Raw genomic sequence first — 14306 nt, 5'->3', positions numbered from 1 at the left:
CATGAAGCGCACGTTGAGTTGGATCGCCGCAGCGAGTTTCCTGCTCGCTGCCGGGAATCTGAAGGCCGTCGAGGTCGAAGTTCCCGGATTGTTAACAGACCACACTGTCTCATCGGTCGGGCACAGTTTTTACCGAGCCTTCAGTGACAAATGGGACAGTACTTATACCGGAAATATAACAATCAACGAGCGGCCCAGTGCACGATGGGGAAGTTGGATAACAATAACGGCCAATCAGTACGTTATTTATCAAACGTTTTTATTCCCCACTAAAATGGACTTCGATAAAAACGTAGCCCTGGCACTGGCCCAATCAGAAGACGCTATTAATCGCCTGCAAATAGATAAAGCCCTATTAAGCACCAGCGATTTAGCTAAAGACGAGTTCTAGCGAACCGATATGCGGAGGCTGTCATGCGTATTGCATATGCAGTTGTTTCGATAATGCTAATAACACCTATAAGCTGGGCCGGAAATATGACGTTTCAGTTCCGTAACCCTAACTTTGGCGGTAACCCTAACAACGGTGCCTTTCTGCTGAATGAAGCGCAGGCGCAAAACTCCTATAAGGACCCAAGCTTAAAGGATTTTAGCGTTGATACCCCATCCGCACTGGACAACTTCACTCAGGCTATCCAGTCGCAGATTTTAGGCGGGTTACTGACCAACATTAATACCGGCAAACCCGGCCGGATGGTGACCAACGATTTTATCGTTGATATCGCCAACACCGATGGACAGCTTCAGCTGAACGTGACCGATCGTAAAACCGGAAGGATCTCCACTATTCAGGTTTCCGGTCTACAAAGTAATTCAACTGACTTTTAAACAATAGCTAAATAAGGACAACGATCATGCAGCGCTTCCTGATATTTGTTGCAGTGTGCTTATTGAGCGGTTGTTTAACTGCTCCACCTAAAGAAGCTGCAAAACCAACATTAATGCCTCGGGCCCAGAGTTATCGTGATTTAACGCATTTACCTGCTCCAACGGGGAAAATATTTGTCTCCGTATACAACATTCAGGATGAAACCGGGCAATTCAAACCTTACCCGGCAAGTAACTTCTCCACGGCCGTGCCGCAAAGTGCCACCGCGATGCTGGTTACCGCGCTCAAGGATTCGCACTGGTTTATTCCGCTGGAACGTCAGGGTCTTCAGAACCTGTTGAATGAACGGAAAATCATTCGTGCCGCACAGGAGAATGGTACCGTCGCGGCCAATAACCGCACGCCTCTGGAATCTCTGGCGGCAGCGAACGTGATGATTGAAGGATCGATTATTGGTTACGAAAGTAACGTTAAATCGGGTGGTGCGGGCGCGCGGTACTTCGGTATCGGTGCGGATACCCAGTACCAGCTCGACCAAATCGCCGTTAACCTGCGTGTGGTCAACGTCAGTACAGGCGAAGTGCTCTCTTCGGTGAACACCAGCAAAACCATCCTGTCTTATGAAGTTCAGGCAGGGGTATTCCGCTTCATCGATTACCAGCGTTTGCTGGAGGGTGAAATTGGCTACACCTCTAACGAGCCGGTCATGATGTGTCTGATGTCGGCCATTGAAACCGGCGTGATCTTCTTAATCAACGACGGTATTGACCGCGGGCTGTGGGATCTGCAAAACAAAGCAGACGTGCAGAACCCGATACTGGTGAAATACCGCGATATGTCAGTCCCTCCGGAATCCTGACAGGAAGCGCATAAAAAAGGCGAGATGATTATCTCGCCTTTTTTTATTCGCTCACCGCCGTGATGTCTTGCGCTTTTTCCCGCCGCGACGCCAGCCAAAGACCGCTGTTTTTCATGGCATAGCCAAACAGCAACCCCAGCGCCAGAGAAGGAACGACCAGCTTCCAGTCACCCAGCCCTGCAAAGGTCGCGCACGCCCCGATAAAGGTGCCCGGCACAAACGAAAGCAGGAGATGCTTAGCCTGAATACACATCAGGAAGGCAACAACGCCCGTCATAATGTACCCCAGCATCTCCAGATGCGGCGCCAGCGCGCTGCCTTTCATGATCACCAGCGCCCAGATAACCCCGCTCATCAGCGTGCAGCCTGAGATAAAGAGCCCTTTGACGCCCCCCTGCGGGCAGGCGAAATAGGCCGTACAGCCAAGGAATCCAGCCCAGCTGAGCAATCCGAGAGACACGGCCACCCATCCCCAGAGCCCGGAGAGAATGCCCGTTGTTATTGCGATACAAAGTAATATGTTCATGGCGCGCATCTTAGCAGAAGCGCACCATAGAAATGCGATCAGAAGCACATTATGTGCAAATTGAAATGCGTCGTTGCAGGATTTATGTGATACAAGTCACTCTTCGTTCTCTTCTTCCAGCTCATCCCACATCGCCGCAATTGCGTCGCGGGTCAGCGGTGCCAGCGTTCTCCAGAATGGCGAGGCGGCGTGGGCTTCGACTTTCCCAAGGAATGTTCCGACCCACGGCAGCAGGTACGTTTCGAAAAGCGTTTCGATGGCTTCGTTCTCATCATCCCCAGCGTTATCTTCAATCCAGGAAGCGGCCAGCAGCAGCGTACCGATATGATCCGCAGGCGTATCGCTCAGCGGCATACCGCGCGTGGAGAGGAAAGCACGGACTTCCGCTTCCGTCGCCCCTTCCTGCCAGGCAGAACGGTATGGCGAAACGCGGCACTCATCGCCGACGAACAGCGCATTGTAATCGGTCGCAATCTGCTGCATGTCGCAGCTTTTTTGCAGACGCGCCAGTAAATCATCCTGTTCCAGCGGCCAGTTCTCCGCCAGCTTACCTTCACGAATTAACGTAAAGAGCGGAACCAACAGCGGGTCTTGCGGCTGGCGATAATAGAGCGTACCCAGCACGCGGCAAAGGATGGAAAACTCGTTCATTTTTATTATTCCATTACACAATTAAAGATCGGCAAATTCGGCAATCGGCTCCATGCCGCGCGATTCGAGGAAATCGAGCATGCGGCGCGGAGTCACGTTCAGGATTTGCGCTTCCGGGAAGTTAACGTCATTGAGCACTTTCAGGCACTCGCTGAAATCACCCAGCGTAAAGGCGGTATGGGAATCCGAACCCAACGCCACCATGCCGCCCGCATCGCGTACGGCGGCGGCCACTTCGCGGCAGTTGGCTTCACTGCCCTTGCGCGAGTGAACAAAGGAGGAGTTATTAATCTCCAGCGCCACGCGGTGCTTCGCTGCCGCCTGCGCGACAGCCTGAATATCAATCGGGTACTTCGGGTTGCCGGGATGGCTGATAATGTGCACATTGCCGCTGGCAATGGTGGCAATCATCGCCGCGGTGTTGGTCTCTTTATCCTGAGGTGCAAAAACCGGCTCGTGGAAACCGGCGAGGATAAGATCCAGAGACGTCAGCATCGGCCCGGTGCAGTCGATCTCACCGTCGGTATTTTTGATATTCGCCTCGATGCCGCGCAGTATCCCAATGCCGTCCACCAGACGTGGCCAGATCCGCATATTCACAAAATGCCAGTAGTGCGGCGCATCCGCCATGTCCGGACCATGATCGGTGATCGCGAACAGCTTAATGCCTTTCAGCTTCGCCTGGGCGATATAATCATGGAGGTTGCTATACGCGTGGGTACTGGCGACGGTGTGCATATGCAGGTCAACGGGATACATCTCTCTCTCCTCTGCGGTTTTTCCAAAGGATAGCAGTTATCAGCGGCGAATATTAGCAAAAACCCGGCGAACGCCGGGTTTCTCTCAGTAGCCGCGCTGTCTGTCAACCTGGCCGGTGACCGCGTTACCCTTCTCCATTTCGCTGATGGTATGGGATATGTACGCCACCGCTTCTGCCGGACGCGTCACGGCGGCCACGTGCGGGGTCATCGCCACGCGCGGATGTGCCCACAGCGGGCTTTCCACCGGCAGCGGCTCACGGCTATAGACATCCAGCATGGCGCCTTTTAGCTTTCCGCTGTCCAGCGCCTTCAGCAGATCGGGCTCGACCAGATGCACCCCGCGCGCCAGGTTCATCAGGTAGCTCTGATCGGCTAACTGGTTGAGCAAGGTTTCATTGATGATCCCTACCGTTTCCGCCGTGTTGGGCAGCAGGTTGATCAGCACGCGCGTGCCGTTCAGAAAGGCCGGAAGCTCATCCGTGCCGGCAAAGCTCTCTACGCCCGGATAGTCCTTACGGCTGCGGCTCCAGCAGCGCAGCGGGAAGCCCCACGGAGCGAGAGCTTCAGCCACTTTTGAGCCCAGCACGCCCGCACCGAGGATGCCGATGGTAAAGTCTTCGCGACGGTAATCCGGCAGCGGCTCCCAGTGGGCCTGCTGTTTAAAGGCCTGATAGTCATCAAAACGGCGGAACCAGTGCAGCACCTGGCTGACGGCATATTCCTGCATCTGCTGGCCCATTCCGGTATCTTCCAGGCGGAACAGGGGAATCGCTTCCGGCAGCATGTCAGGGTGCGCCTTCAGCTTGCTCAGAATGGAATCCACGCCCGCCCCCAGGGCAAAAACGGCCTTCAGCTTACGGCCCTGGAGCATTTCTACCGGCGGATGCCAGACCAGCGCATAGTCAGCATGTTCGTTATCTCCACGCTTCCACTCGCGAACGCGTGCGCCGGGTAAAGCTGCCGTGAGCGCCTCGATCCAGTAGGCCGTATCAAACGTGGGGTGATAGAAAAGTATATCCATAGTCATTCCTGCCTTTTATTGCGCTGATTTATTTTGCTTTTAACGAGGTTGCCAGCATAACAAATTTATTGCGCGGCTGTGTTGCTGATAAAAAAGACGCTTTCAGCACAATTAAGAATCATGTTGCCTGAAGTTTGTCTAAACGCGCTAAATTACTGAAAAAGTGAGTTGACGGCAGTTCGGCTTTTCCTTACATTAGCGCCCGTCCCGTCAACAACGGGATGACAATATGGTGAGGTGTCCGAGTGGCTGAAGGAGCACGCCTGGAAAGTGTGTATACGGCAACGTATCGGGGGTTCGAATCCCCCCCTCACCGCCATATTTAAAGAAGAGCTCGCATGAAAATGCGGGCTTTTTTTTCGCATATTGCACGCATGCAGGGGGGATGAGAATCCCCGACCGGGGTTCGACAACTGGCGACAGCCAGTTGGACAGACTGTGAGCGTCGCGAACAGGCTGCCCGCAGGGCGAGCGAAGCGAGTCTATCCCCCCCTCACCGCCATATTTGAGATGAGAGCTCGTACGAAAGTACGGGCTTTTTTCTTTTATATTCTCCGAAAGGGGGGAATTCGAACCTTGAAACTCCCTGCGCTCTTTATGTCGGGTGGCGCTGCGCTTACCCGACCTACAAAAAGCTACTCCTCCACCATCTTCGCATACTCTTCAGTCAGAAAATCCACCAGCGTCCTGACCGACGGCAGCATGCCGCGCCGCGAAGGATAAACCGCGTGAATCACTTCCCGTCGGGGTTCCCACGCGTCCAGCACCCGTACCAGTTCCCCTGACGCAAGCTGATCCTTCACCATCAATATCGGCAACTGTACAACGCCCACGCCCGCCATCGCTGCTTCCCGCAATGCCAGCATGTCGGTGGTAATAAAGCGCGGTGCGTAGTGGATCTCCGCTTTCGCCCCTTCTGGACCACTGAGCTCCCATTTATGCACCTGTTTACCGGCCCCCATACTTAATCCAGGCCATTCACTGAGCTCGGAAGGCATTCGCGGTTTACCCATACGTTCAATCAACTGCGGACTTGCCACCAGGCAATGCCCCCTGTCAGCCAGCACCCTTAACACCAGATCGCTGTCATCAAACGGACGCGGACGCACGCGGATAGCCACATCAATACCTTCGCCAACAAGATCGACCCGACGATTGGTGGCCTCAAGCTGGAGATTAATCCCGGGGTAGCGCGCCATAAACCGCGCCAGCATCGGTCCCACGTGGACGTGCAGTAACGTGACGGGACAGGTGATCCTGACGACGCCGCGCGGCTCAGCCTGCAGCGCAGCAACGGCCTCCTCTGCCGCTTCTGCTTCTATCAGCATTGCCTTACAGTGCTGATAGAAAGTGTGCCCCACTTCCGTCACCGTAAACTGCCGCGTCGTGCGCTGTATCAACCGTACGCCAAGCCGCTCCTCCAGCTGCGCGATCCTGCGGCTCAGTTTGGACTTGGGTTGGTCAAGCGCCCTTCCCGCCGCCGCAAACCCCCCGTACTCCACTACCTTCACAAACCAGACGAAGTCATTGAGATCCTGCATAAATCCTCATCATTCTATTTTCAGAACAGTGAATGCCATTTTCACTATCTACCGGGATATTAACCCTGAATATAAGCTAATTACATCAACAGAACATCAGGAGTTAATCATGAAAAACATCACTGGCGTTTATACCGCTCCTCGTCAGCACTGGGTTGGCGATGGTTTCCCAGTCCGTTCAATGTTCTCTTATCAAACCCACGGCGAGCCGCTCAGTCCGTTCCTGCTGCTGGACTATGCGGGTCCATACACCTTTCCGGCAGACGGTGCGAAACGCGGCGTCGGCCAACACCCTCACCGGGGTTTTGAAACGGTCACTCTCGTCTATTCCGGTGAAGTGGAGCATCGCGACTCCACGGGTAAAGGCGGTGTGATTGGGCCCGGCGACGTGCAGTGGATGACCGCCGGCGCAGGCATTTTGCACGAGGAGTTCCACTCCAGCGCGTTCTCGCAGAAAGGCGGGGAACTCAAAATGATGCAGCTTTGGGTCAACCTGCCGGCGAAAGACAAGATGGCCGCACCGGGCTACCAGAGCATCACGAAAGCCGACATCCCGGTGGTGACGCTGCCTGACAATGGTGGAACGCTGCGGGTTATTGCCGGTCGCTACGACACGGTGACCGGCCCGGCGCACACCTTCTCGCCGCTCAACGTCTGGGACATCGCGCTGAACCAGGGAAGCCATCTAACGCTCGCTCAGCCGGAAGGCTGGAGCACAGCGCTGGTTGTACTTGAAGGCAGTATCTCGGTGAACGGTACCGCTCAGGCAGGTGAAGCCCAGTTGGTCGTGTTGAGTCAGGAAGGCGACAAGCTGCACCTGGAAGCCAGCAGCGATGCCAAAGTGCTGCTGATGGCGGGTGAGCCACTGAATGAACCTATCGTGGGCTATGGCCCGTTTGTGATGAACAGTAAAGCCGAAATCAACGAAGCCATTCGTGATTTCAATTCCGGCCGCTTCGGCCAGCTCTGAACGTAATAAAGGAGAAGAACATGTCTACACCTGCGAACTTTAATGGAACCCGTCCGGTCATCGATGTGAACGATGCTGTGATGCTCCTTATCGATCACCAGAGCGGTCTGTTCCAGACCGTTGGTGATATGCCAATGCCGGAACTGCGTGCCCGTGCGGCAGCGCTGGCAAAAATCGCTACCCTGGCGAAGATCCCGGTGATCACCACCGCATCCGTCCCGCAAGGGCCGAACGGACCGCTTATCCCGGAGATCCACGCCAACGCGCCGCATGCGCAATATGTTGCCCGTAAAGGCGAGATCAACGCCTGGGATAACCCGGAATTCGTGGCGGCGGTAAAAGCCACCGGGCGTAAGACGTTGATCATTGCGGGTACCATTACCAGCGTCTGCATGGCCTTCCCGTCGATCAGCGCGGTTGCGGACGGGTATAAGGTGTTTGCGGTGATTGATGCCTCCGGCACCTACAGCAAAATGGCGCAGGAGATCACGCTGGCGCGCGTTGTACAGGCCGGTGTGGTCCCGATGGATACGGCGGCGGTGGCCTCTGAGATCCAGCGTACCTGGAACCGTGAAGATGCGGCGGAGTGGGCGGAAGTGTACACCCACATCTTCCCGGCTTATCAGTTGCTGATCGAAAGCTACAGCAAAGCGCAGGAAGTGATTAAAAACAGCGAAGTGCTCGATTCACAGCGTTAATCCCCTGCTCCGCGGCGTAAAAACCGTGGAGCTGATTATTGCTTAACCGAACAGGCACTAAAGCTGAAAATCTGCTTGACCGTGTCAGCGCAACTCCCTATAGTAGCGCCCCGTTGCCCCCCACGCGGTCAGGCAGCAAAACAATATGGTGAGGTGTCCGAGTGGCTGAAGGAGCACGCCTGGAAAGTGTGTATACGGCAACGTATCGGGGGTTCGAATCCCCCCCTCACCGCCATCTTTAAAGAAGAGCTCGCATGAAAATGCGGGCTTTTTTTTCGCATATTGCACGCATGCAGTATTGTAGGTCGGGTAAGCGCAGCGCCACACGACGACATGCCCGCACAAAAAACAAAGCCCGGTTTCCCGGGCCTTGAACGCAACAGCAAACTCAGTAATACGCTTGCAGCGTGCGCTGGCAGAGCGCCGAGCGCACGCAGTCATCTTTGGTGAAGCGTACCACCCCAATCATCTCATCTTCCTCAAAACGTGACATGGCGTCGCTCAGTCCGGATTTCACGCCGGACGGCAGGTCACACTGGGTAATATCGCCGTTAACGATAACCGTCACGTTCTCCCCGAGGCGCGTTAAAAACATCTTCATTTGCGCAGCGGTCACGTTCTGAGCCTCGTCAAGAATGACGACCGCATTTTCAAATGTACGTCCGCGCATATAGGCGAACGGCGCGATTTCCACCTTGCCAATCTCTGGCCGCAGGCAGTACTGCATGAAGGATGCACCCAGCCGCTTCACCAGCACGTCATAGACGGGCCTGAAGTACGGGGCAAACTTCTCCGAAATGTCACCGGGCAAGAAGCCGAGATCTTCATCAGCCTGCAGTACCGGACGGGTAACAATGATTCTTTCCACGTCCTTATGGATCAGCGCTTCCGCCGCTTTGGCTGCACTGATCCAGGTTTTCCCGCATCCGGCTTCACCGGTTGCAAAGATGAGCTGTTTACTCTCGATAGCATTCAGGTAGTGCGCCTGAGCCTCATTGCGCGCCACAATTGGAGAATTATCACGGCTGTCACGGGCCATGCCAATTGCTTCTACGCCACTCATCTGCACAAGCGAGGTGACCGATTCTTCTTCACGCTGTTTATGGCTACGTGAATCCCGTCTCAGCACACGTTTTGCTTCGCGACGAGCTTTGATCACTGCTTTTTGTCTTCCCATGGATAGCACCTTGAGTTGTTGGTATTCATCACACGCGCCAGCGTCGGCACGATTATGCGCACGAACATCAGAGGGTTGGCTTCCTTGTAAGCCATTGCTTGCACTATCGGATGACGATACGGAACAGCTACGCGCACCGTTCTGCACGTCGGTCGAATCAGATTCTTGAGGGAGGGGGGAAAATTTAGTGGTGAGGAAATCGCTGCCGGAGTCTGAGCCTCCGCGCCGGGTGCTGCGGTTGTTATGTTTACCTTGTCCAGTACAGGACGCAACCATTCGCGATCTCCATAGTGATTCAGCATCACTGCCGGGAACTACCGCTGTCTTATCTTAAGTACATCAGGAGTTATCATAAATGCAACATTTATTTTACCTGAATGCAACTTTTAGGTCTGTCCCTACAGTTGAAATCAGTCTCATATAGAAATATTACAGAAATATAACAGCAGGATAGTCATATGAAAAAATAATGTCCCCGCGAACGGTTGCGGGGACAATTATCAGGCTTCAATAAGACCCTGCGCGAGATACGCGTTGCTGTCGCGCACGCCTGGCAGGGCAAAGAAATAGCCGCCGCCGATAGGTTTAATGTACTCTTCCAGCGCTTCGCCGTTTAAGCGCTTCTGTACCGTCAGGAACCCCTTCTCGAGATCGTGCTGATAGCAGACGAACAGCAGCCCCATATCGAGCTGACCGGAATTGGTCACGCCGAGCGAATAGCTGTATCCCCGACGCATCATCAGACTGGACTGCGTCTCTTTGGTACGCGGATTGGCCAGACGAATATGGCTGTCCAGCGCAATCACGTCGCCATTCGGATCGCGGGCGTAGTCAGGCACATCATGCTCGTTCTTCATGCCGAGCGGTGCCCCGCTTTGCTTATCGCGACCGAAGATCGTCTGCTGCTCTTTGAGCGGCGTGCGGTCCCAGAACTCCACGTGGAACTGAATAATGCGCACCGCCTGATAGCTACCGCCCACCGCCCATGCCGGTTCGCCCTGATCGGCAGTGACCCACACCACCTCCTTCATGAGCGCACTATCATGGCTGTCCGGGTTGGCCGTGCCGTCCTTGAAGCCCAGCAGGTTCACCGGGGTCTCTTTCCCTTTGCTGCGGGCGGCGTGGTCAGAGATAAACCCTTCCCGCTTCCAGCGCACGCTCAGCAGATCCGGCGTGTGCTTAATGATGTCGCGCAGGGCGTGGATTACCGTGTCCTGCGTATTGGCGCAAATCTGCAGAAGCAGATCGCCGTGGCAGAGGACGGCGTCCAGGGAATCATTCGGGAAGCGCGTCATTTTTTGCAGCGCCTTCGGCTTCTGTTTTGCCAGCCCGTAACGCGCGTCAAACAGCGATTCACCCAGCGAAACGGTAATGGTCAGGTTATCCGGGGCGATGAAAGGCCCCAGAATGCCGGAGTCCATTGGCGGCAGACGCGGGTTCGGCGTATCGGGCGCCGGTCCACCGGCGGTCAGAAACGCGATGCGCGTCGTCAGCAGGCGGAACAGGCGTTCCAGATCGGCTTTATCGCTGGCCAGCGAATCAAAGGCCACCAGCATCATCGACGCCTGCTGCGGCGTCAGAATGCCCGCCTGATGCTCGCCATAAAACGGCTGCGTCTCCATGCGGGCGTTGGGTGACAGCGTGCCGGGCGCGCTTTGCGGTTTCGCCGCGTGCGCCACCGGACACCCGCCAGCCAGAGCAAGCGCGCCCCCCAGCGCCCCTACCCCTTTTAACAGCCGACGACGTGAGGGCTCTGCCACGTCGCTCTCGTTGTGCTTATCCATCGTGCTTAGTCCAGACCCAGTACGCCACGCAGCAGGGAGAGATCTTCCGCCAGGGCGGTAATCGGGCCTTTCAGCGCGTTACGGTCGGCATCGGTCAGCTTGTCGTAGGTTTCAAAGCCGTCTTTGGTACGGTACTTCGCCAGAATGGTGTCGACCTTTTTGAAGTTGGCGTCCACCTTGGCCAGCAGTTCGCCGTTCTCTTTCTGCAGCTGAGGACGCAGCAGGTTAACAATTTTCTGCGCGCCGTCGACGTTAGCCTGGAAGTCCCACAGATCGGTATGGCTGTAGCGATCCTCTTCACCGCTGATTTTGCTCGCGGCCACTTCTTCAATCAGACCGGCCGCGCCGCCCACCACTTTAGACGGCGGGAAGGCCAGCTCGCTGATGCGCTTTTGCAGCTCCAGCACGTCGCTGTTCAGCTGCTCAGCGTATTTCTCCATCCCTTTGGTGGTGTTGTCGCCAAACAGGGCTTTCTCCAGACGGTGGAAACCGGTGAATTTCGGATCGGCGGCCTTCTGCTCGAAATCATCTTCACGGGCATCGATGCTGCCATCAAGGTCAGAGAACAGCTCGGCGATCGGCTCGATGCGCTCGTAGTGCTGACGGGTTGGCGCATAGAGGGATTTCGCTTTTTCGATATCCCCGGCCTTCACCGCATCGGTAAAGGCTTTGGTTGCCGTCGCCAGCTCCGCCGTCTCTTTCGTGACGTACGCCTTATACGCGGTAATTGCATCGCCCAGGCTCAGCACCGCAGCGCCTTTCGCCGCATCGGCCGTCGCTTCACCTTTGACGATGAGCTTCCCTTTCGGGTTGGTCAGCAGGCCGCAGGTCATCTCATACTCGCCCGGCTGCAGGTTGGCGGTCATCTTCTGGCTGAAGCCAGGGGCGATATTTTCACGCTCTTCCACCACCAGAACGCCTTTCAGGATCTCCCACTCCAGCGCCTTCTGGCTGTGGTTCTGAATAATAAACTGGGTTTTACCGCTGTTCACCGTGAGGGTCATCGGCTCACACTGCTTGTCGTTGACGGTGACCTTAACCTGTGGAACATCCGCGCCCCAGGCGGAGAATGCAGAAGCGAACAGCGCGGCAATGCCTGCGCATAACGCACTACGACGGAACTGAATTGCCATGACTCTTCCCTTTAAAAGTATATTGTCACTAAATCAAAAATTACGGCGCAACGCGCGACGCCTGCGTGCCGGTACGCGGCGGCATGGCGAACAGCACCAGCGCCGGAACCAGATAAATGAAGTACATCGCCACCTCGCTGACGCTCGGCGTTTCCTGATAGCCGAAGATACCTTCGAGCAGGGTGCCGGTCAGAGAGTGCGTGGAGAGAACGTTGCTGAGGTCAAACGCCACGTCCTGGAAATGGTTCCACAGGCCCGCTTCATGGAAGGCGCGAATCGCCCCCGCCGCCAGACCCGCGGCCACCAGCAGAATAAACAGGCTGGTCCACTTGAAGAAGGCGCCCAGGTTCAGGCGGATACCGCCCCAGTACAGCAGGAAACCGAGCACCACGGCCGTGGCGAGGCCCAGCACGGCCCCCAGCGGCGGCCAGATCCCCACATCCTGCTGAAACGCCGCCAGCAGGAAGAAAACAGACTCCAGCCCTTCACGCGCGACGGCGAAAAAGACCATCATAATGAGCGCCCAGCCGTGGTTGTTCCCCTTCTGCAGCGCGTTATCCACCGCCTGCTCCAGCTGCACCTTCACGTTACGCGAGACTTTACGCATCCAGAACACCATCCAGGTGAGGATCACCACCGCAATCACGGCGACGATACCTTCAAACAGCTCCTGCTCTTTCTGCGGGAACTCGCCGGTGGTTTCGTTAATGAGAATGCCCAGGCCCAGGCAGAGCGCCGCGGCAAGGAATACCCCGACCCACATGACGCCAATCCAGCGCCCGCGCTGGGTTCGCTTCAGATAACTGGCGATGAGGCTCACGATAAGGGCGGCTTCGAGCCCTTCACGTAACATAATGAGAAATGGAACAAACATGCCGACACCTTAAATGTTTATCGCGGTCAACTGATGCAAAGAAAGGTAAATTCTTGTGATAGTGATTATCATTACGACGGAAAGAAAAACAAGCGAAATGTGCGGTGTTTTGATGACGAGTTGTAAACGCAAAGCCTGATAATAGTGACGTACGTAACGTTCAGGTTTATAAGTTATAACGAAAATGCCCATTTACGCTGATTCAGGGCTGTGGCTAAATATCCGCCTCACAACCTAACTGAAAATAAACCATGTTTAAAATTATCCATTTCCTGCTGGCGCTGGTGATTATTCTTGCGCTCGCCTGGCTTACGAGTTTTGACCGCCGGAAAATTCGGGTTCGTTTTGTTTTACAGCTGATTGTTATTGAAATTGCGCTGGCGTTCTTTTTCCTGCACGCCGAAAGCGGGTTATTCCTGATTAAATACGTCTCAGGATTTTTTGAGTCACTGCTCAAATTTGCTGGCGAAGGCACCAATTTCGTCTTTGGCGGTATGGGTGAAAAAGGGCTGGCGTTCATTTTCCTCGGCGTGCTTTGTCCGATTATTTTTATTTCCGCGCTGATCGGTATTCTTCAGCACTGGCGGATCCTGCCAATTTTTATTCGGGTAATCGGTACGCTGCTGTCAAAACTGAACGGTATGGGCAAGCTGGAATCCTTTAACGCGGTGAGCTCGCTGATCCTCGGCCAGTCGGAAAACTTCATTGCCTACAAAGGCGTGCTGGGCGATCTCTCCTCGCGTCGTCTGTTCACCATGGCGGCCACGGCCATGTCGACAGTCTCCCTGTCGATTGTCGGGGCGTATATGACCATGCTCGACGCCAAATATGTCGTCGCGGCGCTGATTCTCAACATGTTCAGCACCTTTATTATCCTCTCAGTCATCAACCCGGCGCGCCCGGAAGCGGAACCAGATGTTAAGCTCGACAAACTGCATGAATCCCAGAGCTTCTTCGAGATGCTCGGCGAGTATATTCTGGCCGGTTTTAAAGTAGCGATGATTATTCTGGCGATGCTGATTGGCTTTATCGCGCTTATTAGCGCCGTTAATGCCCTCTTCTCCAGCGTATTTGGCATGAGCTTCCAGCAGATCCTGGGCTATGTATTTTATCCCCTGGCGTGGCTGGTAGGGATTCCGCTGAGCGATGCCTTAAACGCGGGCAGCATTATGGCAACCAAGCTGGTGGCGAATGAATTTGTGGCGATGATTGAGCTGCAGAAAATAGCGCACCAGATGTCCACGCGCGGGCTGGGGATTTTATCCGTCTTCCTCGTCTCGTTCGCGAACTTTGCCTCCATCGGCATCGTGGCCGGGGCGATTAAGGGCCTGAACGAGCAGCAGGGTAACGTGGTATCGCGTTTCGGGCTGCGTCTGGTGTATGGCGCGACGCTGGTGAGTTTGCTGTCGGCGAGCTTTGCGGGGTTGGTGCTCTGATGCAATGCCGGGTGGCGCGCAGCGATCCCGGTCTACAAAACAACAA

General features: G+C 55.2%; 15 protein-coding genes and 2 tRNA genes. 8 read left to right on the top strand and 9 right to left on the bottom strand.

The window, feature by feature from the left end:
- Position 1 precedes the first annotated feature (1 nt).
- Genes csgE through csgG form a run of 3 tightly spaced genes read left to right on the top strand, consistent with a single transcriptional unit; the run spans position 2 to position 1688 of the window.
- Positions 2 to 391 carry a curli production assembly/transport protein CsgE gene (gene csgE / locus FHC52_RS03785; RefSeq protein ID WP_008500845.1) on the top strand — a complete coding sequence of 130 codons (390 nt, stop codon included), beginning with the start codon at positions 2 to 4 and terminating at the stop codon, positions 389 to 391.
- A 23-nt stretch (positions 392 to 414) separates the two neighbouring features.
- A complete protein-coding gene (gene csgF / locus FHC52_RS03780; protein ID WP_008500846.1) occupies positions 415 to 828 on the top strand; it encodes a curli production assembly/transport protein CsgF in 414 nt (137 codons plus the stop codon).
- Between the two features lie 26 nt (positions 829 to 854).
- Positions 855 to 1688 carry a curli production assembly/transport protein CsgG gene (gene csgG, locus FHC52_RS03775; RefSeq protein ID WP_021240792.1) on the top strand — a complete coding sequence of 278 codons (834 nt, stop codon included), beginning with the start codon at positions 855 to 857 and terminating at the stop codon, positions 1686 to 1688.
- 43 nt (positions 1689 to 1731) lie between these two features.
- Here csgG and FHC52_RS03770 read toward each other — a convergent pair whose 3' ends face one another.
- From FHC52_RS03770 to ghrA, 4 genes are all read right to left on the bottom strand, one after another.
- Positions 1732 to 2214 (bottom strand): DUF1097 domain-containing protein, encoded by a 483-nt coding sequence (locus FHC52_RS03770; protein ID WP_126289419.1) that lies wholly within the window; start codon positions 2212 to 2214, stop codon positions 1732 to 1734.
- A 96-nt stretch (positions 2215 to 2310) separates the two neighbouring features.
- Positions 2311 to 2865 carry a molecular chaperone gene (locus FHC52_RS03765; protein WP_021240794.1) on the bottom strand — a complete coding sequence of 185 codons (555 nt, stop codon included), beginning with the start codon at positions 2863 to 2865 and terminating at the stop codon, positions 2311 to 2313.
- 21 nt (positions 2866 to 2886) lie between these two features.
- Positions 2887 to 3624, bottom strand: coding sequence for a phosphatase (locus tag FHC52_RS03760; RefSeq protein ID WP_008500850.1), 738 nt, complete (start codon positions 3622 to 3624; stop codon positions 2887 to 2889).
- A gap of 84 nt (positions 3625 to 3708) precedes the next feature.
- Positions 3709 to 4647 (bottom strand): glyoxylate/hydroxypyruvate reductase GhrA, encoded by a 939-nt coding sequence (gene ghrA / locus FHC52_RS03755; RefSeq protein ID WP_021240795.1) that lies wholly within the window; start codon positions 4645 to 4647, stop codon positions 3709 to 3711.
- 231 nt (positions 4648 to 4878) lie between these two features.
- Between ghrA and FHC52_RS03750 the strand changes: the two genes are divergently transcribed.
- Positions 4879 to 4966 (top strand) — tRNA-Ser (locus tag FHC52_RS03750).
- Between the two features lie 316 nt (positions 4967 to 5282).
- Here the strand turns inward: FHC52_RS03750 and FHC52_RS03745 are convergent.
- Positions 5283 to 6188 carry a LysR family transcriptional regulator gene (locus FHC52_RS03745; protein WP_025912992.1) on the bottom strand — a complete coding sequence of 302 codons (906 nt, stop codon included), beginning with the start codon at positions 6186 to 6188 and terminating at the stop codon, positions 5283 to 5285.
- A gap of 109 nt (positions 6189 to 6297) precedes the next feature.
- Here FHC52_RS03745 and FHC52_RS03740 point away from each other — a divergent pair, with 109 nt between their 5' ends.
- The 3 genes from FHC52_RS03740 (at position 6298) to FHC52_RS03730 (ending at position 8091) form a co-directional block, all read left to right on the top strand.
- Positions 6298 to 7158, top strand: a complete 861-nt coding sequence (locus tag FHC52_RS03740) for a pirin family protein (RefSeq protein WP_126289417.1) — start codon at positions 6298 to 6300, stop codon at positions 7156 to 7158.
- A 20-nt stretch (positions 7159 to 7178) separates the two neighbouring features.
- On the top strand, positions 7179 to 7856 hold the full coding sequence (locus FHC52_RS03735) for an isochorismatase family protein (protein ID WP_023327087.1): 678 nt from the start codon (positions 7179 to 7181) through the stop codon (positions 7854 to 7856).
- 147 nt (positions 7857 to 8003) lie between these two features.
- Positions 8004 to 8091: transfer RNA gene (locus tag FHC52_RS03730), tRNA-Ser, on the top strand.
- A 153-nt stretch (positions 8092 to 8244) separates the two neighbouring features.
- Here FHC52_RS03730 and phoH read toward each other — a convergent pair.
- The 4 genes from phoH to efeU form a co-directional block, all read right to left on the bottom strand.
- Positions 8245 to 9033 (bottom strand): phosphate starvation-inducible protein PhoH, encoded by a 789-nt coding sequence (gene phoH / locus FHC52_RS03725; RefSeq protein WP_008503509.1) that lies wholly within the window; start codon positions 9031 to 9033, stop codon positions 8245 to 8247.
- Positions 9034 to 9533: 500 nt separating this feature from the next.
- Entirely contained in the window at positions 9534 to 10817 is a 1284-nt protein-coding gene (gene efeB, locus FHC52_RS03720) for an iron uptake transporter deferrochelatase/peroxidase subunit (protein ID WP_100122427.1), read from the bottom strand.
- Positions 10818 to 10822: 5 nt separating this feature from the next.
- On the bottom strand, positions 10823 to 11950 hold the full coding sequence (gene efeO, locus FHC52_RS03715; RefSeq protein ID WP_021240800.1) for an iron uptake system protein EfeO: 1128 nt from the start codon (positions 11948 to 11950) through the stop codon (positions 10823 to 10825).
- Positions 11951 to 11990: 40 nt separating this feature from the next.
- On the bottom strand, positions 11991 to 12824 hold the full coding sequence (gene efeU / locus FHC52_RS03710; protein ID WP_008503506.1) for an iron uptake transporter permease EfeU: 834 nt from the start codon (positions 12822 to 12824) through the stop codon (positions 11991 to 11993).
- 251 nt (positions 12825 to 13075) lie between these two features.
- On the opposite strand from efeU, the gene FHC52_RS03705 reads away from it, so the two are divergent.
- Positions 13076 to 14260 carry a NupC/NupG family nucleoside CNT transporter gene (locus tag FHC52_RS03705; protein WP_126289415.1) on the top strand — a complete coding sequence of 395 codons (1185 nt, stop codon included), beginning with the start codon at positions 13076 to 13078 and terminating at the stop codon, positions 14258 to 14260.
- Positions 14261 to 14306 lie beyond the last annotated feature (46 nt).

Source organism: Enterobacter sp. EC_64, from assembly GCF_019584165.1.
Classification (GTDB): Bacteria; Pseudomonadota; Gammaproteobacteria; order Enterobacterales; family Enterobacteriaceae; genus Enterobacter; species Enterobacter roggenkampii.
The sequence above is the reverse complement of the archived record's forward strand: the minus strand, read 5'-3'. Positions and strand labels throughout refer to the sequence as shown.

Bases quoted from the DNA above. Each gene is read 5' to 3' on its own strand.
- csgE (WP_008500845.1), top strand. From the start codon at position 2: ATGAAGCGCACGTTGAGTTGGATCGCCGCAGCGAGTTTCCTGCTCGCT.
- csgF (WP_008500846.1), top strand. From the start codon at position 415: ATGCGTATTGCATATGCAGTTGTTTCGATAATGCTAATAACACCTATA.
- csgG (WP_021240792.1), top strand. From the start codon at position 855: ATGCAGCGCTTCCTGATATTTGTTGCAGTGTGCTTATTGAGCGGTTGT.
- FHC52_RS03770 (WP_126289419.1), bottom strand. From the start codon at position 2,214: ATGAACATATTACTTTGTATCGCAATAACAACGGGCATTCTCTCCGGG.
- FHC52_RS03765 (WP_021240794.1), bottom strand. From the start codon at position 2,865: ATGAACGAGTTTTCCATCCTTTGCCGCGTGCTGGGTACGCTCTATTAT.
- FHC52_RS03760 (WP_008500850.1), bottom strand. From the start codon at position 3,624: ATGTATCCCGTTGACCTGCATATGCACACCGTCGCCAGTACCCACGCG.
- ghrA (WP_021240795.1), bottom strand. From the start codon at position 4,647: ATGGATATACTTTTCTATCACCCCACGTTTGATACGGCCTACTGGATC.
- FHC52_RS03745 (WP_025912992.1), bottom strand. From the start codon at position 6,188: ATGCAGGATCTCAATGACTTCGTCTGGTTTGTGAAGGTAGTGGAGTAC.
- FHC52_RS03740 (WP_126289417.1), top strand. From the start codon at position 6,298: ATGAAAAACATCACTGGCGTTTATACCGCTCCTCGTCAGCACTGGGTT.
- FHC52_RS03735 (WP_023327087.1), top strand. From the start codon at position 7,179: ATGTCTACACCTGCGAACTTTAATGGAACCCGTCCGGTCATCGATGTG.
- phoH (WP_008503509.1), bottom strand. From the start codon at position 9,033: ATGGGAAGACAAAAAGCAGTGATCAAAGCTCGTCGCGAAGCAAAACGT.
- efeB (WP_100122427.1), bottom strand. From the start codon at position 10,817: ATGGATAAGCACAACGAGAGCGACGTGGCAGAGCCCTCACGTCGTCGG.
- efeO (WP_021240800.1), bottom strand. From the start codon at position 11,950: ATGGCAATTCAGTTCCGTCGTAGTGCGTTATGCGCAGGCATTGCCGCG.
- efeU (WP_008503506.1), bottom strand. From the start codon at position 12,824: ATGTTTGTTCCATTTCTCATTATGTTACGTGAAGGGCTCGAAGCCGCC.
- FHC52_RS03705 (WP_126289415.1), top strand. From the start codon at position 13,076: ATGTTTAAAATTATCCATTTCCTGCTGGCGCTGGTGATTATTCTTGCG.